The sequence below is a fragment of the Rhodococcus sp. WY5 genome, assembly GCF_018588185.1.
Classification (GTDB): domain Bacteria; phylum Actinomycetota; class Actinomycetes; order Mycobacteriales; family Mycobacteriaceae; genus Rhodococcus_F; species Rhodococcus_F qingshengii.
The window spans coordinates 2,951,872-2,972,613 of the sequence record NZ_JAAMPR010000001.1; the positions used below are offsets into that span (position 1 = coordinate 2,951,872).

The window sequence follows — 20,742 nt, forward strand, 5'->3', positions numbered from 1 at the left end:
GTGAACGAATCGCCCGTCGTCGTACTGCTCGATCCTTTGCGGCCGCATGTCTTTCCGCTGGAGGCGCTCCCGTTCTTGTCCGGCGCGATCGATATCGACCCGGACGTTCCCGACTCGGTACGCGGCGCACTGCCGGCCACGACACCCGGCGCCGCGGTGACTGTGATGATGGACACCGCCGAGCCGAAGACCGAGGCGTTGTCTGCCGCTGGTGTAAAGATGATTCGCGCCGAACCCATTCACGGCGATCGGCTTGTGGAAGCGGCGTCGATCATGAACCGGTTGTGGAATCGCGGCGGTTGGGAGTCGACCCAGACGCACGAGAGCCTCTCCGTTTACCTCGTCGAGGAGACCTACGAGGTACTCGACGCGATTCGAAGCGACGACGAGAGCGATCTTCGGGAGGAACTCGGAGACCTGTTGCTTCAGGTGTTGTTCCACTCGCGGATCGCTCAAGCACACGGTGTTTTCGAATTGGACGACGTGGCCGGTGCATTGATCGCGAAACTCGTGCACCGCAGCCCGCACCTGGTCAGTTCCGGGGCGGTCGACATCGCTGAGCAAGAGCGGGCGTGGGACGCTTTGAAGGCTGCCGAGAAGGCTCGCGCGTCATCCATGGACGGCATCGCTCGGTCGCAGCCGCCGTTGCTCCTCGCCGAAAAAGTATTGAGCAGGGCCGCCAAAGCTGGTGTGATCGAAAGCGCCGATGAAGCTGATCTGGAAGCTCTGATCGAGCAGTGCCGACGCGCCGACACTGCACTCCTGGGCGCCCTGGACATGCTGATCGCCGACATTCGGATTCGTGAGGGAAGACGTCTCGAAGACGTGGAGGATTAGCCCACTTTGACGTAATTGCCCGGTAATCACCTGGCAATCGGAAAATAGCTTGGGCTTGGTGAGTGCAGTTGAAACAAACCTAAGGTATGTTTACGTACGAAATGAGCAACACTGGGTCGTTTTCTTGCATGAATTGGCCTTTGATCGGCGGTTATGTAGGGGGGTCCGATGACGGTTCATTTCTGCACTGCGAGCAGCGAGGTACGGCAACCGGCGGGGTGTTGCCGTACCTGGACGCTCGCGGTGGCTACCGATCAGCGATCCCCCAAGCCGTTCGATCCGCTGACGCCGTTCGTATGACAAGAAAGACTGATGGCAAATGAGCGTTCATGCTGAGGTGGAGAGCCGGTCGGCGGTATCGCAGGATTCCGCTCATGTCGGAACAGACTGGCGCCGGGCATACCGGAAGCGGATCGCAGTGAGCGATTCGATCACGGTCCTGTTCGTGATCGCACTCGCTCAGATCGGCAGTATGTGGCCGCATCCCATCGAGTGGCTGACACCACTTAAAGTGATCGCGTCTGCAGCGTTGGGCGGACTGTGGATGATCGCCCTCGCACGGGGGCGTAGCCGTCATCAGGCGATGCTGGGCGAGGGCAGTGACGAGTACGAGAAGGTACTGCTCGCTACCGGCCAGGTCTTCGGAGTAGGCGCATTGGCCGGGATCATTCTGGGCGTGGAAATTGCGCGAAGCTACCTCATGATCGCACTGCCCGTCGGACTCGCTGCGCTGCTTCTCGGACGCTACCTCTGGCGACGCGACATTCGAAAGAAGCGTGCGATCGGGGATTGCCGTAACTCGGTGCTGTTGGTCGGTGGACACGCGTCCGTCGTTGCCACTACGCGAGCCTTCGTGCGGGACTCCTCGGCAGGCTACGACGTTGTGGGAGCGTGCATTCCGCGTCGGGCGACCGCGTTGGACGATCACATCGTTGTCGACGGAGCAGCAGTCCCGGTAATGGGCAACGAGTTCGAGGTAGTCGAGGCGATGCGCGCAAGCGGCGCAGACACCGTCATCGTAACCGGGACCGAAGACCTCGGACAGGTGGGCATTCGCAAACTGATGTGGGACCTCGAAGCCGAGGGCGTCGACATGGTGGTTTCACCGGTCGTGGCCGATGTGTCGAAGGCTCGCTTGATGTTTCGCCCTGCGGCGGGACTCCCGTTGATTCACGTTGCGCGGCCGCGCTACCAGGGCGCGAACCGGCTTGCGCCCGCTGTTTTCGACGCGGTGTTCTCGATGCTGATGATCCTCCTCGTGGCGCCGGTCATGCTCGCCGCTGCCGCTGCAGTCAAGTTCACGTCGAAAGGCCCGGTGTTCTACAAGGCGGAACGCATCGGCCTCAACGGGAAACCGTTCCCCATGTTCAAGTTTCGTACCATGGTGGAAGGCGCCGATCAGCAGGTTGTCGATCTGATGGGGGACAACGAAGGCGCCGGAGGTGTGTTGTTCAAGATGCGTGAGGATCCACGAATCACGTCCGTCGGCAAGATCCTTCGTCGATTGAGTATCGACGAGCTACCGCAGTTCTTCAACGTCATTCGCGGAGAGATGAGCGTTGTCGGCCCGCGGCCGCCATTGCGTCGCGAGGTCGAGATGTACGACGACGAGGTTGCCCGGCGCCTGCTGGTCAAGCCTGGCATCACCGGTCTCTGGCAGGTAAGTGGTCGCAGTGATCTCTCCTGGGAAGAATCTGTTCGTCTCGACTCTTCCTACGTGGAGAATTGGTCTATCCTGCAAAATCTTTCGATCATTACTCGTACCGTCTCAGCGGTCGCGAAAAGCGACGGAGCGTACTGACTACGCGGTTGGTGCCGGCGCGGATATCCGCGCCGGGCACCCTCCTGTCAGCTGTCGAGCTCAACAATGCGAGAACAGATTCTTGACGTAGCCGGCAGTTTGGTAAACGTAGTTGAATGCCCACGTCCCGATCGAGAGTTCCGGACGGCTTGCGACCATGACCAGTTCTCCTTGATAACACTGCGAAATGATGTGCCGCGCCCGCGAGATATGAGGAACGAACGTCACGACGATGACAGTCTTCCATCCGTTGGCATTAGCCATTCTCTCGATTTCGAACCCCTCGCCCTCGGTGGTGGACGGTGACGGGACGAAACAGTCGACAGGGAAGTCGAACGTACCCTCGCAGATCGACCGCATCTTCTTGTCGTTGTCGCCGTAAGGATTCGAGAAGATCAGGCGTGGTGCGTAACCGTCTTTCATCAGTTGGATTCCGACCTCCTCGCGTCCGTCGTGTGCTCCGCCGAGGACAACGATAGCGTCAGCACTTCGTGGTGCATCGATCTTGGGTGAGACGAAGACGGGCCAACCCGTTGCCGCACCAAGGGCGAGGAGTGATAGAGGTATGCCCGCAATCTTCAAGGCCGATTTGATCTGTTTGATGGCCCCACAATACCTGGACTCAGGAGACGACGATGACCGGATGGCAACCACTTCGGACGGTGGCGGGGTTGACCGCCTTACGGGATGCCTATGGGCAGAACATGTCTGGACTCGTACCTGAGACCGGTGTGTATCTCGCCGACGACGGTTGGTGGATCGCTCTCACGGGTGCACCCGATCCCAGCTACAACCTTGCATTGGTCCATGGGGGTGATGTGCGGAAAAACACGGTCGCCGTTGTGGAACGAGTGCTCGCAGAGCGACTGCGCACCGTTGTCATGCTCGCCGGGGCGGGTCTGGATGCCGCGACCGCCCTCGCGGATGCAGGGTGGGTGTGCGTAGGTTCGAGTTCGCTGCGCGCGCTACCGAATTCTCCGTCAGCGCCGGATGCCGCGGTGCGGATCCTGGAAGATGGCGACCTGCGTTCAGCACGACAACTTGCGGAGGATGTTTTCGGTATCGATCGCGAATCTGCGACTCTGGTGTATCAGGAGGCGGCCCCCGACCGACCAAGTGAGCGTTCAGTCGTCGGCCTGTTCGAACTCGACACGCTGCAGACCGCAGCGATGCTGTCGTTCGGTAAGCCCATCAGCACTGTGTGGGCGGCCGGAACCAGGGCGCAAGGACAGCGGCGCGGACATGGGTTACGGGTCCTTCGGCAAGTGTCGGCAGCCGCATTCGAGGCTGTCGGCGACGGCGCCGTGTGTGGTCTCGCCAGCGCTGCCGGCAATGCTCTGTACGACGCGAGCGGAGCCGAAATCGTCGAGTACTGGCAGATGTGGTCGCGACCGCGATGGCTACTTGGTAGCTGACATCAGCCGTCAGGTATGTTTGTGTGCGTTCGGCAAACTTTTGGTTTCTCTCAGCTACGCTTCAACGCGCGATCCAATCGGGGGTACTCAAGATGGCAGATTCGAGTACCAGGGATGCGGTGATACGTCGCGAACTCGGCGTTCCGCCCACTTTCGACCTGGTGAGGCATGCACGAAACCTTGCAAGAGTGTTCTTCCCCGCTCTTGTCATCGCATTGCTCGTCGGTGGGATTGTCTACGCTGTGCGGGGAAGCGCGACACCGGTGTATCAATCCGACATCGTCGCGGAGGTTCAGTCTGCCTCTCAGATCGTCGTGACGGACGCGAACCTCGGCCAGTTGGTTGCCCCCTATGTCGCACTGGCCACCGATAGCGATGTGGTTGCCGCCATCCACGACCAGTTGAATAACGGGTGGACGACAGCGGATGTCTCGAGCCACATCTCGGTGACGCCGGGTACTTCTCCGGCATTGGTATTCGTCAAGGCGACTGCCTTCAGTCAGGCTGACGCGGACGCGCTGGCACGAATAGTCGTCGCCACCTTGAGCGACGCGCAGGCGCGACGCAATGCAGACACGCTGGATCGTCGTACCCGAGTTCTCACCGACGACATCGCTCGATTGAACGGGGACTTGGACGCAGCGCGGCGAGAAAGCTTGGACGAATACGAGACGCCCGCCGACGATCCGACTATCAAGGCGGATCTCGACGCGAGGCTGGAGCAGTTGCGCCAGTTGAGATCGACCGTATCCGGTTCCGACCGACTGCAGTTGCTTTCCGCCCCCGCGGGAACGGGTCTGCCGGTTGCGCCGAAGCCACTCGTCGAGTCGGCGGTTGCGTTCTTGGTGGTCCTCATTCTCGCTGCCGAAATCCTCTCTGCCTGCCGGGGTCGATTCAGTTCGCGAGTGACCGACGCGTGGGCACGTCGAACGGCCCGGAAATACGGAGCCTCACTACTCCTGCAGCACTCCGAAGCCGCTGAGTTTCCGCCGAACCTCGCGCTGACGATATGCCAGCGTGCAAGTCTCGGTGATCATGTCCTGGTGCTTTCGGGTGACGGCGTCCCCTCCACATCATGGGATGTTCCTGCGCACGTGCGATCCGGGGTCTCCCGATATTCGCTGAAGTCGGACTGGTGGCGCCGATTTGACTCCAATGGAACCGGGTTTGCCCTGGTTGTTGTCTCCGCACAGCACGCCAACCAACGGGAGATCGTCGAATGCCTCAGGGCTTTGGCCGAAGTCGATGTTGCGCGAACACTGGTACTCGTGGGTCCGTCTGCTCCCGAGCCTCTCCTCGACGTACTTACCCTCGCGGTGCTGCGTCGCAGACGCAGGCCCGCAAGTTCAGTGAAACTGGCGGCCGAGCCGACCAACTCGGCCACGAACTCACAGGCCCCGTCCGACAGCGCCTGGGTGAAGTCCGGTGCGCCGCGGCTGAACGAGCCTTCCGTTGCCGTGCCGTACGGAATGGATACTTCCGCCCTGGATTCGAGGAGGGATCGCGCCAGCCTGGTGGATGCGAAAACGGTCAGTATTGCGAAGAAGAACCTGCCGAAGGCTACGCCCAAGCCGAGCGCAGGGGTCGAGATCGAAGAGCCGCAGATCGTGCAGGCTGTTGATGTCGAGGGCGCCGGAGTCGAGGCGTCCGCAGTGGAGATTTCCGGAGCGGAGTCGACCAGCAATGATGCAACTGGTGTCAAGGCGTCCGGGGAAGCCGACGGCATCGACTCCGAAGCCTCGACCGAACGAATTATGTTGACCTCCAAAGATATAGCGGAAATTCGAAAGAGGAGGCAAAGAACTCGCGTGAGCCTTATACGTTCGGATTCAGCAGACGGACAGTCGGAATCCTGAAGGACCGGGCTTTCACTAGATCTTGGGTGTGCTGCACCCTCCAACTGCCTGTTTCACCGCTGCGAGTGCGGGTTTCGGAGTGTAATTGATCGTGACCAGACCGAAGTTCTGTTCGATATCCGAAGTGTTGGTTCCGCGATCACGCATGCTGTAGATGAAAATGCGCTCGATGTAACCGAGCACCTTTGCTTGCGCGAATCCATCCGAGATGATGTTGGCCTGTAATTGCGGGCTGACGGCGGTCGGGCCTGTACCTGTCGGAGCTCCGAATTCGGTTGCCCAGACTTTCTTTCCGCTGTCCCCGTTCTGCACCATCGATTCTCGCATCAGTCGGATCCTGTAGAAAGTGTTCCAATTCTGGGTGGACGAATCCGAAGGTAGCGCAGGCCAACTGTACGGATGGATCGAAAAGACATCGAATGAAGACTTTGCTCCTGCCGCGTACATACCCTTGAGATATGTGACCGGTGAGATGTCGGATCCGTTGTCGACGGCCGGTGCCAAACCGCCGTTGAGAATCTTTGCACCCGGTTGTACCGCACGGATACTTTCAGATGCGGCTTTCAGGAGTGCAGTGTATGTGTTCACATTCGGCTTGGGGCGGAAGAATTGTGTCAGGTTCGGTTCGTTCCAAATCTCCCAAGTGCTGATTCTGTTCGAGTACCGTTGTGCTGCTTGTTGTGCAAACTTGGCAAACGCGGCCGGATCGGATGGATACCCGTGGGTATCGTTGACCCCGGCGACGCGAGCCCAAGCCGGCGTGTACGTAACGATTCCCAAGACGCTCAATCCTTGGAGACGTGCTCGATCGACGACGCGGTCCGTTGCGCTCCAATTCTGTTGGCCCTTGGTTGATTCGACGGCGGACCAATCGACGTCGAACCTGAGCCAGGTCGCGCCGGCATTCTTCATTGCGGTCAGTTCTGCATCGAGATCATTCTGAGAGAGACCGTTGAGTGGGGCGCCCGCGGCGATCCCTAAACCAACGGAACTGCACGTCGAGTTCGGGGTTGGGGTTGTTGTTGGAACTGGACTCGGTGCACACGCGCTCAATGACCCGACAGTCAACAGGGCGCAGGCGAGGGACAATCGAAGTCGACTCACGCCGACCACCTTCTTTCCACAGTGACTCGAAACCGGTGCGGGACAGACAAGTTGGAAGCCGAACTAGATGACCAATCCGACAAATCAAAGAATTGCATGAATTGGGTCACTTGGCACCAGTCTCGAAGTCGGTTCTGCAGTACTTCCGTCCGGTTGGGTGCTACTGCGAAATGCGCCGGTTGGTATTGTCCGATTTTCTCGGTGACTGTGGTCGAAAATGATCAATAGTTCAGAGGCATCCTCCAGTTTCGTTTGCATCTTGCAACACGGCCATTGCGGGCTTCGGTTCGAAGTCGAGATCCAGAAGGCCAAAGTTTTGTTCGCGATCACCGGGATCGGAGCCGCGGTCCTGGAGACTGTAAACGAAGACCTTCTGAACGAACCCGAGGCTACGCGCTTCGTTGAATCCGTCACGCAGTATCTCGGCTTGCATCGACGGGGTCACAGCGTCGAGACCAGTTCCTGTTGGTGCCCCGAATTCGGTCGCCCAAATAGATTTGGTCGAGTCGCCGTTTGCAACCATTGTGTCGTGCATCAGCCGCATTCGATAGAAAGAGTTCCAGTTTCGAGTCAACGGGTCCGAGGGCAGTGCCGGGTAGGTGTACGGATGCATTCCGACAACGTCGAAGTGTTGTCCAGCTCCATATTCGTAGATGTTCGCGAGGAACGTCGTGGGGCTTATGTCAGCGCCGTTGTCAGTTGCGGGGGACAAGCCACCGGAGACAATTGTTGCGCCCGGTTGCACTGCCTCGATTGCTACGCTCGATGCGGCGAGCAGCTTCGAGTAATACTCAGGATCCGGCGTCGGATTGAAGAATGTTTGGAGATTGGGCTCGTTCCAGATCTCCCATGACGAAATGGAATTCGAGTAGCGGGCAGCGGCAAGCGCCGCGAACCTACCGAACGCGTCCGGGTCGGCCGGACGGGTATGCGTGTCAGGACTCGTCGCTGCCGGATCTCTTGCCCAGGCAGGCGTGTAGGTGATGAGACCGAGAATCTCGAGCCCGGAAGATTTCGCGATGTCCACGAGGCGATCGGTTCCGGACCAATCGAAGGTGCCCTCGGTACTTTCGATGGCGGACCAGTCGATGTCGAATCTGACCCAGTGCGAACCCGATGATCGAATAGCTTCCACCGTTCGATCCATTTCGGCGTCACTCATTGCGGTATAGCCGGAACCAAGTGCGATGCCAGTATTGTCTGACGAAGGTTGAACTGCGCAAGGTTCGCCGGTTGCGGTAATCGAAGAATGGACTACCAATCCGACAATCAACAAGACCACTGCGACTGCGGCGACTCGACGTGCCTTAGCCATCGATGAGCTCCTTCAGCAGAGCCGGAAGATTCTTCTGGATGTCATATCGGTCCTCTACCTTCCGCCGGCCGATGCGTGACAATTCGGATCGTGCACTCCCGTCCTCCAACAGTCTCGTTATCTCGGCTGCGAGTTCTACTGAATCAGATGGCTCGACGAGCGATCCGGCGCCGTCCCCCAGCAGCTCGCTGGTGCCGCCGAGATCGGTTCCGACGACTGGCACTCCGATGCTCATTGCTTCGAGTGCCACGAGTGGGCCGGCTTCGGGAGAGGTGCTCGCAGAAATCGCGATGTCCCATCCTTTGATAGTTGCCAGTGAATCGACATATCCGAGAAATGTGACGCGACCCGCCAGATCCGGCTGCTGTGCGCGTTCACGAAGTACTTGTGCGTACATTTCATCGCCCGGGAACGGAAGTCCGGCGATTTCGAGTTGGACGTCTACTGTGCGGGCGATGGCATCCATCAACACCAAGTGGCCTTTCCACGGCGTCAGTGACCCGATGATTCCGACAACTCGGCGTGCCGGTGATCGAACTTCCGTTACCTCAGGGGGAACTACAACACCAAGTCGTGACACCGAGGTGGGAATTCCCAGCGAAAGAACAGGAAGCGATGTCGGTCCGGAGACGGCGACTGCTCGTCGGATCCCGGGTTTTGCAATCCGTACGACGATTCGTTGTTTTGTGCTCGAGAGAGTGTCGTGGACAAGCCACGTTGCACGTTGCGGTACGCGGCCGAGCCTGATCACCGGCAATGCGAACAGTGAGTTGACTATCACGGTCGAGCTGGCCGACTGAGCCCGAGACGCAATGATGCGCCCGGCAATTCGCCAATTCTTTGCAACTTCGAGAATCGCCAGGACGCGTGCCAGACCCCCTTCGCCTCTGAGCGACAGGGTTGGTAGCGTGACCGTTTCGAAGTCGACTGACGCGCGTGCGCGATCCCTCAGCGGCCCTTCCGGACAAGCCAACATTACCGTGAAACCCTGCTCGTGTGCCAAACGCATCAGTTGGAGCATGACCAGTTCGGCGCCGGAGATCTCTCCAGTGTGGCTGACGAAAATGATCGTTCGTGTCATTTTACTTCCCTGTCGGGTTTTACCATTGCGAGTGGCGACTTCCCGCCCGCGAGCGATACAAGTGCATAGATTCCGACTGTCCCAAGTGGAGCGAGAACCGAAACGACTGGCCATGGCACGCCCAACCTTTCGACGCAGATCGTTCCTGCCACTGTGACCACCGCGCAGAGGGCGACGGCCGCTCCGAGCGGGAGCATCGGAAACATTCTGTGAACCGGCAGACTTTGCCGCACTACAACCCAAATTGCAACGAAAAGAAGCAGTTCGGTCGATACGGTCGCAACTGCCGCTCCGTTGAATGACATTCGAGGAATCAACACGATGTTGACCACGATATTGAAGAGTAAGCCGCCCAATGCAATCCACGGATATATTCGATGACGGCCGCTCGCAACCAGGATCATCAACCCCAACTGGGTGAGCATCGAGAAGCATGCGCCAAGCACCAACAGTCGCGTCGAGGTCCCTGCAATTGCGAACCGCTCTCCGTACAGAAAGGTGAGCACTCCGGTGGCAGCAGGCCAGAACGCGGCGATCGATGCGCTCCCGAGAACTGTCAGGACGATGAATGTTTCGCGGCTTCGTTCGCGGAACACTGCCACGCTGTCGGGCCAATAGGACACGAGAAGTGTTGTTACCGGGGTGACTACGGTGATTGCGACGATTTGCAGAAGGTCCGCGAATTTGTACCCGATGGTGTACAAGCCGACCGAATCGAAAGTATCGAGCTTGCCCAAGAGCAGCACATCCACTTTGGACAGAAGCGTGACCAAAGCGAAGCCGATGCTCAAAGGGATTGCTTCGATCAGCATTTCCCGCCACCTACGAAACTGCGCTCGTGACGACGGCCTAGGCCCGGCGACGCCCTTTCGGACACCGCGCACTTTCACGACGGCCGCGACCACTTCGTTGATAACCGCAGGGATGACGAGAACGAGGAGGATCGGCTGCCACAAAACCGCGACGATGGTCGCGACAAGCTGGGCGAGTTGCCCGACGCCCTCGGCGATCGCGACATACGTCATGCGCAGGCGGCTCTGGTACATGACGGAAAGTGCATGGCTGGGAGTTGCAACGACAACGACCAAACCAGCGACCGCCGTTGCTTCGACCACTTCTGCGGGGTAGCGGAGAATCCAGACATAACCCACCGCGACGATGTATCCGAAAAGACCAAGGGCGACCCGTAGGGATATGAACGCGGTGGTGACCAGCGAAACTTCCCACGGATTGCACTCGACCAACTTCGCGAGCACCACTCGGCCGACGCCGAGATCGGTGACGACGGACAACAATCCGAGCAATCCGAAGATGAGGGAGAACTTACCGAATTCGTCAGGGCTGATCGAACGCGCGATCAGAACCGAGCCGGTCCACCCCATCGCTGCCACTGCGATCCGGCTTCCGAGCATGATCGCAGTGCTTCGGCGTGCATCGTTCGCAGTCAAATCCGGAGCGGCCGGCCCGTGGATTTTCGTCTCTCGCTCGCGACGTTCCTTCTCGAACTTGTCGATAGCGGCCTGGCGCAATTCGGCGAACTCTCGCGGCGATACGGGCTCGGTGCCCGTCGAATTGCGATTTGTCATGAGCAACTCACACGCTCAGCCCTGCAGTGCGGTACGCGTCAACCGTGTATTCGGCTGTTCGGGTCCACGTCGATCGGGCCGCGACACGTGGCGCAGATTTACGGAGTGCGGTGTTGACATCGTCGTCCAGGACGACTGAGCGAAGAGCGGCCAACCAGGAAGCCTTGTCGTGCTTGCGGACAAGCACGGCGGCGTTGTCGGCGAATTCGGTCAGTGCTCCGACCGCACTCGCAACCACTGCCGCGCCGCACGCCATGGCTTCGAGTGGCGGCAGACCGAACCCCTCGTAGTGGGAGGAGTAAGCGACAGCAGTTGCGGCGGAATAGAGTGCCGGAAGGTCTTCTGTCGCGACGTAACCCAATCCTCGGGCGGAACGGGGCGCGTCGGGGCCCGTCGAGCCGGAGCCCGCCAGCAGAAAAGGAATCGACAACTCCGTGCACGCTTCGGCGACCAGAGCGACATCTTTTCGAGGTTCGATCGTTCCGACCTGCAGCACGAATCGCTCCGGTAGTTTCAATCGCCGCCGAACTTCGGTCACTGCAGCTTCGGTGGGGATCGTGGCCCAGGATGCGGGTGCCAGCGGCGTGACAACGGCATGCCGACCGCTCCGTGCGAGTATTCGTTCGGCGGTGAAGTCCGATACTGCAATGACGACGTCGGCCTTGCGTAGCGCCGCGGACAGGAGTCGGCGTTCGCCAGCTGCTCGATATCGACTGAAGGCCCACGGAACGTCGAATACCGACATGTCGTGAAACGTCGAGATCTTCAGGCCGCCTTGCCCGATCGGGAGGTCGACGTCGAGGCTGTGGAACAAGTCGCTGCCCGCGACCGGCACCATCGCCCACGCGGCTCTGTGTGCTCCGGAGGCAACAGGGCGCGTCACGGCGCGCACGCCGGTTGGAATCTCATCGACAGCGTCGATTTGCACTGTTGCGCTGAGGTTCGTCGATTCGCTGATCAGTGGGGAGAGTTCTCGGAGTAGTTCGCGTGCATAGGTTTGGACGCCGCCCCCACCAGGTCGGAGTGCCATGGCTCCGAGGGTGATTCGTGATCGGATATCGCTTCTTTCTCCGAGTGGTGTTGAGTCAGTGCGCATCCCACGGTTCCAATCAGTAGCCAAAAATAGAGGTCGAGGGGAAATATCTCGAAATATGTCGAGACGACAGAAGCGACCGCGGCCGCGACGATCGAGGCGCTGACACCGAGAGCCAAAGCGCCGTCCGAGCCGGGAAGCACACGCGATGCCCTCAGCGCGGACGCTCCGGAAGATATGAGGACCAGGACAAAAATCCACAAGCCGATCGGTCCGAGCTCGACTGCGACTTTCATGTAGTAGTTGTCGGGCTGATAGGGGATCAGCCCAAGTGTTGTCGCGGCCTTGATCGTCATCGTGTTGAGCATCGGTTGCGCTGCTTCCGCCGCCTTTGCTGCCGCGGATCCTGTTGCGCCCAGACCTTGCCCGAGTGGATGCACGAACAGCGAGCTGATTGTCGACGACCATCCGCTACCGCGTTCTTCGAGACTGTACGACGAGAACAGTGGTTTGACGATTGATGGTGGTGCCAACAGAAGTACAAAGGGAACGGCAGCGGCAGCCGCGCCGAACAACATCAAGATAGACCGATACTTGTATACGGCAATCCAGAGAAGCCCGACAGCCAACCCGATGTAGCTGGCCCGCACAATCGAGACTCCCATGCCTACGACCATGATCGGAGTTGCGGCCAGAAAGATAATGTTGCGCAGCCGTTTCGGATCCGCGAGAGCGACCGAAATACCGACGATCAAACTCAGCATCACGAAGAGACCGAACGCAAACGGGCCGGTGAAAGTGCTGAAGCTTCGCAAGATCGAGCCGGTGATTCGAATCTGTTCGGTGTAGCTGTAGCCGAGATCCACCAGGTATGCAGGCCCTACTGCTTGCTGAAGGAGTCCGATGACTGCTGTCAGTATCCCCATACCCATCAGGACGGACACGAGATGATCTCGGTCGTCCCGCGAGAACGGTGCGCGCCAGAGAATGACGGGTATCAAGATGTAGAAGTAGGTGATCTTTATCGATGTCACCCCGGCGATACCGGACAGAAGCAGTGCTGACGCGGAACCGAAAGCTACCCAGGCCGCGGCAGCCGGCCACCAAGGCATCGAGGGGCGCACTACCCGAAGGCGATTGGGGCTGACGAAGGTGCATCCCAACGTGAGCAGGAGCAACCCCTCCTTCCAACCGGCCATCGATGTCCCGCCGGGAATGATCGCCAACAGACCGTGGAGCGGAGCGAACAGTGCAACAAGCAGCAAGCCGCGTTGTGGTCGCTGGTAGATCGCAACGACGATGGGTACTGCGAAGATTGCAGCAACAAACATGAATGATGTGTTCACGCGATGAACCGGTTCGCATTCGCCGTGTCGGCCCGAGGGACCGTCGTAATTCCGAATGCTTTCGCTATCGAAGAAATCGCCTTTGTTTGCACGATATTTCGGAGGTCACGATGGTAGGACGGGTGATCGCCGACCGGTGGCATGATCGCGTCGAACGTTTGTCCTCGGTGAGTCATCCGGGCAACGCCTTCGGGTCCGCGTTGCTGATTGAACCATGCGGCGTCCGCGGGGGAGAGGATGACGGTGGTATCCACCCCACGCTTGCAGAGTGCCTCCAGCATTACCTCAGGAACCTGCGTGATTCCCCTGATTCCCAGAAGCTTCCACGCTGGATAGGGGAGACGGGACTGCAGTACGCCTTTCACCCGTCCGCGGAGGGGAAGTTTCGTGGTTTCGGCACCTGGATCGATTCGAGGAGCCTCCGGCAAGACAGCATCCATCAGGGACTTCTTGCGCCTCACCGACCACAAGATCATGTTTACGAGTATTGTCGATCTCGCACCCATCTGGAGCGCCATGGACGCTGAGGTCCATGCCCCCGAACACAATCCGGTCATCACGAGGTTTCTCGGATCTGCGCCGAGTGCGGCAACGGCAGTGCGTGCGTCCTCGTCTGCCGCGTGTGAATAGACCGACGTCGGATTGTCGGCGTCGATCGGACCCGAGTCGCCGACCCCTCGTCGGTCGAATCGGAGACTCGTGACCGAGAGAGCCGCGGCCTCACGAGCGATGGTCACCCACGAGCGGCCAGGCCCGACTCGATGCTCGATTGCAGTAGTGAAGAACAGTAGTCCGCGCTCGGGAGGCGCATCGGTGGTCGATATGTTGCCTGCCTCGGATTCGGGAGAAGTTGCGGGATGCGTGCGGATCGCGAAGAGCTCCTGAGCGCCGAATCGTTCCAACGTCTCGAACACCTCCTCGCCGACTTCGGTGACCGCGACGCGAGCTGTGGTGGTGATCGCGGGAGTGAACGCGGAGGAACTCGTGGGCGCGTGGCGATCCAACCACTGTGCGATTTCGCTGATGTGTGTGTAGGGGATGTCGACGTAGAAACTGGGAGGCGACGTGAACGCGTCGTGGTTCTCCAAGATCATCATCTCGGGATCAAGAGTTGCTGCGAGCCCGGCGACAGCTCTGCTGTCCAGTACCGAAGACTTCACGGCCAGAAGGGTGCGTGGACGTCCGAGAAATGGTCCGGTGATGCGGAGACGTGACAGTTGGTCGGCGCATTCGGGAGCCAGCACGCCACCCATGATCGACACACGTGAGTCGGCGGGATCGTCCTCTCCGACGCTGATCGCGTAGAACGCACGTTGTTCCCTGAGGTAGTTGCGGCCGGTCAGAATTGGGTCCCACAGGACTATCGAGTTGACGTGTCCGCACTCCTGCAATGCCGACGCTGCCAGGAGGGCCCCAACTCTCAGTCCGACGATGCTGACGGATTCCGCGCCCGCTCGTCGGACATAGTCCACAGCGCTGACGATGCTCTTCAGCCAGAGGGTGAGAGCGTCAGGATCGTCTTCGGCACCGGCCGAGTCGCCGACTCCCGCGTACTCGAAACGAAAAGCGGCCATACCCTGTGCCGCGAGTTTTTCGCCGAGAAGTCGCATGCCGCGATAGGTGTCGATGTGCTCCTTGCCCAGCGGGGGACACATGACCACGGCTTCTCGGACAGTTCCTGAAGAGGGCACGTGAACGAATCCGAGCAACGGCCTGTCTGCCGACCCGAACCACGTGGCCAGTTGAGTCTCGATGGTGATCACTCCGGTCAAGATCGGTTGCCTGTATGTTGCTAGTAAACATACCAGTAGTCTGTTTGATGCCGATCCGGCAATCTCTAGGTTTGTGAAGCGCCAAAAAAGCGCATAGGAGTCCGAAAATGTCAGGTGTACTCGTCCATGAATGGATAGAGCGTTCGGGCGGCGCAGAGAAGGTGCTGGACGAGTTCGTCAACTGTTATCCGGACGCTGACCTCTATTGTCTGTGGAACGATGCTCCCGGGCGTTACTCGACAACCGATGTCAACGAAAGTGTGCTCGCTGCAACGCCATTGCGTCGTAGCAAAGCGCTCTCGTTGCCTGTCATGCCGTTCACCTGGCGAGGGTTGGAGAACCGCGGCTATGACTTCGCGCTGATCAGCTCCCACGTGTTTGCCCATCACGCAACATTCAGGGAGCAGTCTGCGCGATTCCGGAAATTCGTCTACGTGCACACCCCCGCCAGGTACGTGTGGAATCCCGAACTGGACGAGCGTGGAAACTCGCCACTCGCGAGGCTGGGATCACCCATTCTGCGCAAGATCGACCGCAAAAGAGCGTCGGAGGGAGCCTCGTTCGCAGCGAACAGTGTGTTCGTCAGTCGACGGGTTGAGCGAGCCTGGGGCGTGCAATCACGGGTCATCCACCCTCCGGTGGACGTCGACCGGATCTCCGCCGTCGAGGATTGGCGGTCCCGATTGAGCGAAAACGAAATTCAGCTACTATCCAGTTTGCCCTCGCCATTCGTTCTCGGTGCCTCGAGGTTCATTCCGTACAAGCGTTTGGACTGGGTGATCCGGGCAGCCGAGCGGGCCGGAACGGCTGCTGTCATCGCAGGGTCGGGCCCGGAAGAGGATCGGCTCCGCGCGATGGCTGACTCTGCGTCGGTTCCCGTTCGAATTGTTCGGCGCCCCTCGGATGCGTTGCTTTTTGCGCTGTATCAGCAGGCACTCGCATACGTCTTTCCGGCGATCGAAGACTTCGGAATCATGCCGGTGGAGGCAATGGCTGCGGGTGCGCGCGTGATTACGAACAGCATCGGGGGAGCTTCGGAAACCGTGACACATGGTGTCGACGGACTCCATTTCCACGACGACAGTTGGGAATCGGTGGCCGAGTGCATCCGAGATGTCGCCGCAGTGGACGTGAATGGTGCACGCTCGTACGAGAAGTACTCCGTGCGCAGATTTCGTTCCGAGATCGCAACCTGGACCGGTGTCCCGGTGTTCGGCTACGCGAACAGCGCGGAGCCCCAGTAGCTCCCGTCGGCGAGACCGCCGGGGCAAGCGAAGACCGCAGAACCGACGTGCTGGATGTATTCGTTCAGCGCATCGTGTCGTGAAAGGTTTTGCTGCATCGGAACAAACTGCTCGACCGGATTCCGGCAGTACGCAACGAAAAACAGTCCCGCGTCCAGGTGGCCGAAGCCATCGGAGCCGTCCGTGAAGTTGTATCCGCGGCGCAAGATCTGAATCCCACCGAGTTCCTCGGCAGAGGCCAGGCGCACGTGTGAATCCTCCGGGATGACGAAGTCGTGTCCCATTTTGGAATCGAGATCGAGCTCGTCGAACTCGTCCTTGCCGCCGAGCGGCGCTCCGCTGCGTTTGGAGCGGCCGATGACAGCTTCCTGTTCCTTGAGTACTGCGCGATCCCACTGCTCGATCAGCATGCGGATTCGTCTTGCGACGAGGAATGAGCCGCCCGCCATCCAGGCCTGATCGTCAGTGGGATCAACCCAGACGTGCTGGGCGAGTGCGTTTGGATCTTCCGCCTTGATGTTGGCTGTTCCGTCCTTGAACCCGAACAGATTTCGTGGTGTCGCCTGCGTCGTCGAGGTCGAGGATGTTCGTCCGAACCCGAGTTGCGACCATTTGACCGACGCGGTCCCGAACGCGACTCGCGCGAGGTTGCGGATCGCATGGACGGCAACCTGGGGGTCGTTGGCGCACGCTTGGATGGCGATGTCGCCCCCGCTGCGATTCGGATCGAGGTTGTCCGCACGGAAGTGGGGGAGATCGAGCAGGGCAGCAGGTTTCTTGTCTGCGAGACCGAACCGGTCGTCGAAAAGTGACGGTCCGAATCCGATGGTCAGGGTGAGTTGCGACGGCGCGAGATCGAGTGCCTCACCCGTATCGCTCGGTGGTGCATACGGACCGTCGCCGGTCGCTCCGTCCTCGGTTGCTTCCTGACCCGCCGTCATTCGTTCGGCCATCGCCGTCCACGTCTGCAGCAGCGTGATCAGTTCGTCGCGCGACTTCGTCGTCACATCGAAAGCGACGAAGTGCATACGATCCTGGGCCGGCGTCGTGATGCCTGCCTGATGCTCGCCGCGAAAGGCCACCACGTCTGCGTGATCGGTGCCGGAACTCTCGTCGGCGGTCACCCGCCCGATGACGGCACCGGCACCGGCCAGGACGGCGCCCGCCCCCACGGCGCCGAACAGTCGGCGCCGTGAGACTGCCTGCGGTGCTGCGCTTTCCGCAGCGGGTGTGCCTTTCGGTGAATCAGTCATCTACTGTCCCGCGACTACTTCCTGGACCTGGCTGACCTCGGCGGACAGAGCATCGATTTTACGCGAGAGTTCCTGACGCTGCGCCTCGGTCACGGTGTCGTAGTACACGAATCCGTCGCCGACCCGGAACTGCGCCAGCGCAGCGTCGAGGTCGGCGAATCGGTCAGCGATGCGCTGGGCGAGCTCGGGATTACGTTCCTGCAGAATCGGGTTCAGTGCCGCGATCGCCGCTTGTGAGCCATCGACGTTGGCCTGGAAATCCCAGAGGTCGGTATGCGAGAAGATGTCTTCTTCTCCGCTGATCTTCGACTTCGAGATCTCGTCGAGCAACCCTTGAGCGTCGCCGGCGATCTTGGTGGGATCGATCGTGTAATCGTCCGCGTTCACCTGGTCGGCAAGGTACTGGATGTCTTCGAGCAGCTGATCTGCGACCGCGTTGGTGTCCGGCTGAAGCCCGGTCACCCACAGATCCTTCTCGAGGCGGTGGAACCCGGTCCAGACCTGACCGGGCTCGAGATCCGCTTCGCGAAGGTCCAGCTTGGGATCGAGCTCGCCGAAGCTCTCGGCTTCGGGTTCGATGCGCTCGTAGTAGGTACGTGCGATCGGGAACAGTGCCTTCGCCTGGTCGACGTTGCCGGACTGGACTGCGGCGACGAACTGAGCTGCGGTGTCCTGCAGCGCGACGATCTGGCTGCGGATGTAGCGACGGTAACCGTCGGCGGCTTCGGCGAGCTGGCCGCTCTCGTCGGTGGCCGCCTGCGAATCGCCTGTGACGACGAAGTCCTGACGGATGCCGGTTCCGACCATGCCCGGCTTGCAGGCGAGCTGGTAGGTCGCTGCTTCAGGGAGAGAGACGATCAGCTGACGGGTCAGTCCTGGGCCGATGTTCTCGACCTCGCCCATCGCTCGATCACCCTCGGCGAAGACGTAGAACTCGGTGACCTTGGAGCCGTTGTTCGTCACCTGGAAGGTCGACGTGCCGGTCGTCCCCGTCGTGGCGCTGACCTCACATGAGTCGTCGGTGGCGGTGACCGTGATGTCGCCGTCGTTCGCCGTCGTCTTCTCGGTGCACGCGGCGAGGGAGAAGGGAAGTACCGCAGCCGTGGCCAGTACGAGGGTGGATTTACGCATGTCGGCAATGCCTCTCAGGATTTTTCGGGAACGTGTGTGTCGTGCGCGGGCGGGGCCGTCGGCTCGGTTGGCTTCGACGGAAGGGGACGCAGGAAGAGTGCTAGGACGACTACGAGGTAGACGAGCCATGCGACGGCTTGCAGGACGGTCGGGTCCGGGCGGAAGTTGAAGATTCCGGCGAGGACGGTGCCGTACCAGGTCGACGGGTCGTAGCCGGGTGTCAGGTTGAACGCGAGATTCGAACCGCCCGGCAGGACGTTTCCGGTCTGCAGAGCGCGAACACCGTACGAGAGGATTCCGGCGGCTACGACGATGAGGAAGATCGCCGTGTACCGGAAGAACGTCGTGAGGTTGAGACGGAGGGCGCCGAAGTACATGGCGACGGTCAAGACGGCGGCCAAGAGAATTCCGAGGAGCAGTCCGACCAGCGGCCAGGAGCTGCCGGCGGTGTTCTCTGCGTACCCCACCATGAGCAACGCTGTCTCGACGCCTTCACGACCGACCGCGAAGAATGCCAGCGACAAAATGGCGACGGGTCCGGCAATGAGCGCCTTTTCCATCCCCGCCTTGAGATCTCCGGAAATGTTCTTCGCTGCCGTACGCATCCACAGGACCATGATCGTGACGATGACGACGGCGATCAGGGAGGCAACGCCCGCGATGATCTCTGCGGTCAGGCCGTCGACCGTCGACGTTCCGTAGTGGATCGCGAAGAAGATGATCGCCACCATCGCGACGGCGATCGCGACGCCGAGCCACACCCATTTCAGTGCGTCCTTGCGCTGCGCCTTCACGAGGTAGGCGGCGAGAATCATCACCACGATGCCCGCTTCGAGGCCTTCGCGCAGACCGATCAGGCCACTGCCGAATAACTGGGTGGCAACTGATGGTGTGCTCGCGGCAGCGAGTACCGACACGGGCACGGGCGACTCCTGACAGGAAGGGTGTAACAGCTTCGGACAAGTTCGTGAGGCTAGGCCAGCCTTAACTCAGAAGAAGATACTCCATCATCGACGGCGAACCATGCCCTCACCTGTACTTTTGCTGTTCTTTACCAATGGATTCGGGAGTAGTTCACTCGCATGTGGATGATGGAGGGGTGTACCGAACTCCCGTAGCCCGCAGAAGTCCCCGGCGTCTCTCGCGAGCCGTAGCAGCAGTAGCTGCCGGAACAGCTTTGCTGGGCGCAGGCGTCGTGGCTTGCGGATCGAACGAACCGAAGGTTGCTATTCCCGAGGGCATACCCCCAGGTACCGGCTCTCCGACGCCGCCGATCGACATCAATGCTCCCGGCCGCAGTGCTGATCAACTCGCCGACTGGGCAGCGGGATTGTCGGACGACATCGGGATCGGGACGACGGCACTCGAGGCCTACGGGTACGCCGCCGCGGTGATGGCCGAGACGCTTCCCGGCTGCGGAATCGGGTGGACAACTTTGGCCGGTATCGGCAGCGTCGAGAGCCGCCACGGGACCTACGACGGCTCGTCGGTCGACGCGTTCGGCCAGGTTGCTCCGATCATTCGGGGAATCCCTCTCGACGGTGGCCCGGGAGTTGCCGAGATCCCCGACACCGACGGCGGGGCGATGGACGGCGATCCAGTGCACGACCGTGCGATGGGGCCCATGCAGTTCATCCCCGAAACGTGGCTCAAATGGGGAGTCGACGCCAACGGCGACGGCCGGGTGGACCCCGACAACATCGACGACGCTGCCCTCACGGCCGCCCGCTACCTGTGTGCACGCGGGGGAGACCTCACTTCCGCTGCCGGATGGCAGCAGGCACTGATGGCGTACAACCTCTCGGGCGACTATCTCGCGCTCGTTCGTGATCGTGCGTCGGCGTATTCAGTCGGGGTACGGCCGGACTGACGGTGATCGATCCGCAGGTCGGACCCGTGACCGCGCGTCGATAAAGAAGCCTTCGGCCCGTGCGGTTAGGCTGTGTGCTGGCACTACAGAGGTGCTGG

Annotated in this window: 17 protein-coding genes; 6 read left to right on the forward strand and 11 right to left on the reverse strand. The window is 60.3% G+C overall.

The genetic code is table 11. From position 1 onward, the window contains the following. Positions 1-837, forward strand: coding sequence for a MazG family protein (locus G4D79_RS13890; RefSeq protein ID WP_047270346.1), 837 nt, complete (start codon positions 1-3; stop codon positions 835-837). Between the two features lie 319 nt (positions 838-1,156). After that, entirely contained in the window at positions 1,157-2,638 is a 1,482-nt protein-coding gene (locus tag G4D79_RS13895; protein ID WP_099698002.1) for a sugar transferase, read from the forward strand. 60 nt (positions 2,639-2,698) lie between these two features. Here G4D79_RS13895 and G4D79_RS13900 read toward each other — a convergent pair whose 3' ends face one another. After that, the gene (locus tag G4D79_RS13900; protein ID WP_233272324.1) at positions 2,699-3,220 is read right to left on the reverse strand and encodes a YdcF family protein; all 522 of its coding nucleotides are present in this window, start codon (positions 3,218-3,220) and stop codon (positions 2,699-2,701) included. A 53-nt stretch (positions 3,221-3,273) separates the two neighbouring features. On the opposite strand from G4D79_RS13900, the gene G4D79_RS13905 reads away from it, so the two are divergent. Both G4D79_RS13905 and G4D79_RS13910 read left to right on the forward strand, forming a co-directional pair. Beyond that, positions 3,274-4,053, forward strand: a complete 780-nt coding sequence (locus G4D79_RS13905) for an N-acetyltransferase (RefSeq protein ID WP_143542675.1) — start codon at positions 3,274-3,276, stop codon at positions 4,051-4,053. Positions 4,054-4,145: 92 nt separating this feature from the next. Beyond that, entirely contained in the window at positions 4,146-5,909 is a 1,764-nt protein-coding gene (locus G4D79_RS13910; RefSeq protein WP_143542676.1) for a hypothetical protein, read from the forward strand. 15 nt (positions 5,910-5,924) lie between these two features. Here G4D79_RS13910 and G4D79_RS13915 read toward each other — a convergent pair whose 3' ends face one another. The 7 genes from G4D79_RS13915 to G4D79_RS13945 form a co-directional block, all read right to left on the reverse strand. Continuing rightward, complete coding sequence (locus tag G4D79_RS13915) at positions 5,925-7,022, reverse strand: cellulase family glycosylhydrolase (RefSeq protein WP_180279614.1); 1,098 nt, start codon at positions 7,020-7,022, stop codon at positions 5,925-5,927. A gap of 220 nt (positions 7,023-7,242) precedes the next feature. Next, complete coding sequence (locus G4D79_RS13920; protein ID WP_054826095.1) at positions 7,243-8,328, reverse strand: beta-xylosidase; 1,086 nt, start codon at positions 8,326-8,328, stop codon at positions 7,243-7,245. Beyond that, positions 8,321-9,409, reverse strand: coding sequence for a glycosyltransferase family 4 protein (locus G4D79_RS13925; RefSeq protein WP_235867847.1), 1,089 nt, complete (start codon positions 9,407-9,409; stop codon positions 8,321-8,323). Before G4D79_RS13925 ends, G4D79_RS13920 begins: the two co-directional genes overlap by 8 nt. Further along, positions 9,406-10,995, reverse strand: coding sequence for a flippase (locus G4D79_RS13930; protein ID WP_099698006.1), 1,590 nt, complete (start codon positions 10,993-10,995; stop codon positions 9,406-9,408). The genes G4D79_RS13925 and G4D79_RS13930 overlap by 4 nt, the downstream gene beginning before the upstream one ends. Before the next feature lie 7 nt (positions 10,996-11,002). Further along, positions 11,003-12,025 (reverse strand): glycosyltransferase family 1 protein, encoded by a 1,023-nt coding sequence (locus G4D79_RS13935; protein WP_054831908.1) that lies wholly within the window; start codon positions 12,023-12,025, stop codon positions 11,003-11,005. Then, positions 11,953-13,359, reverse strand: coding sequence for an O-antigen ligase (locus tag G4D79_RS13940; protein WP_223304407.1), 1,407 nt, complete (start codon positions 13,357-13,359; stop codon positions 11,953-11,955). Before G4D79_RS13940 ends, G4D79_RS13935 begins: the two co-directional genes overlap by 73 nt. An 11-nt stretch (positions 13,360-13,370) precedes the next feature. Further along, positions 13,371-15,137, reverse strand: coding sequence for an alpha/beta fold hydrolase (locus G4D79_RS13945; RefSeq protein ID WP_063316801.1), 1,767 nt, complete (start codon positions 15,135-15,137; stop codon positions 13,371-13,373). Between the two features lie 116 nt (positions 15,138-15,253). Here G4D79_RS13945 and G4D79_RS13950 point away from each other — a divergent pair, with 116 nt between their 5' ends. Then, a complete protein-coding gene (locus G4D79_RS13950; RefSeq protein ID WP_075833973.1) occupies positions 15,254-16,390 on the forward strand; it encodes a glycosyltransferase in 1,137 nt (378 codons plus the stop codon). On the opposite strand, the gene efeB is transcribed toward G4D79_RS13950, so the two are convergent. Genes efeB through efeU form a run of 3 tightly spaced genes read right to left on the reverse strand, consistent with a single transcriptional unit; the run spans position 16,363 to position 19,691 of the window. After that, positions 16,363-17,643: an iron uptake transporter deferrochelatase/peroxidase subunit gene (gene efeB, locus G4D79_RS13955; RefSeq protein WP_081558190.1), complete on the reverse strand. Its 1,281-nt coding sequence runs from the start codon at positions 17,641-17,643 to the stop codon at positions 16,363-16,365. The genes G4D79_RS13950 and efeB overlap by 28 nt on opposite strands. Then, entirely contained in the window at positions 17,644-18,774 is a 1,131-nt protein-coding gene (gene efeO, locus G4D79_RS13960; protein ID WP_058037256.1) for an iron uptake system protein EfeO, read from the reverse strand. 14 nt (positions 18,775-18,788) lie between these two features. Continuing rightward, positions 18,789-19,691 (reverse strand): iron uptake transporter permease EfeU, encoded by a 903-nt coding sequence (efeU, locus tag G4D79_RS13965; protein ID WP_058037265.1) that lies wholly within the window; start codon positions 19,689-19,691, stop codon positions 18,789-18,791. Between the two features lie 140 nt (positions 19,692-19,831). On the opposite strand from efeU, the gene G4D79_RS13970 reads away from it, so the two are divergent. Continuing rightward, positions 19,832-20,644: a lytic transglycosylase domain-containing protein gene (locus G4D79_RS13970; RefSeq protein ID WP_087503791.1), complete on the forward strand. Its 813-nt coding sequence runs from the start codon at positions 19,832-19,834 to the stop codon at positions 20,642-20,644. Positions 20,645-20,742: the final 98 nt, after the last annotated feature.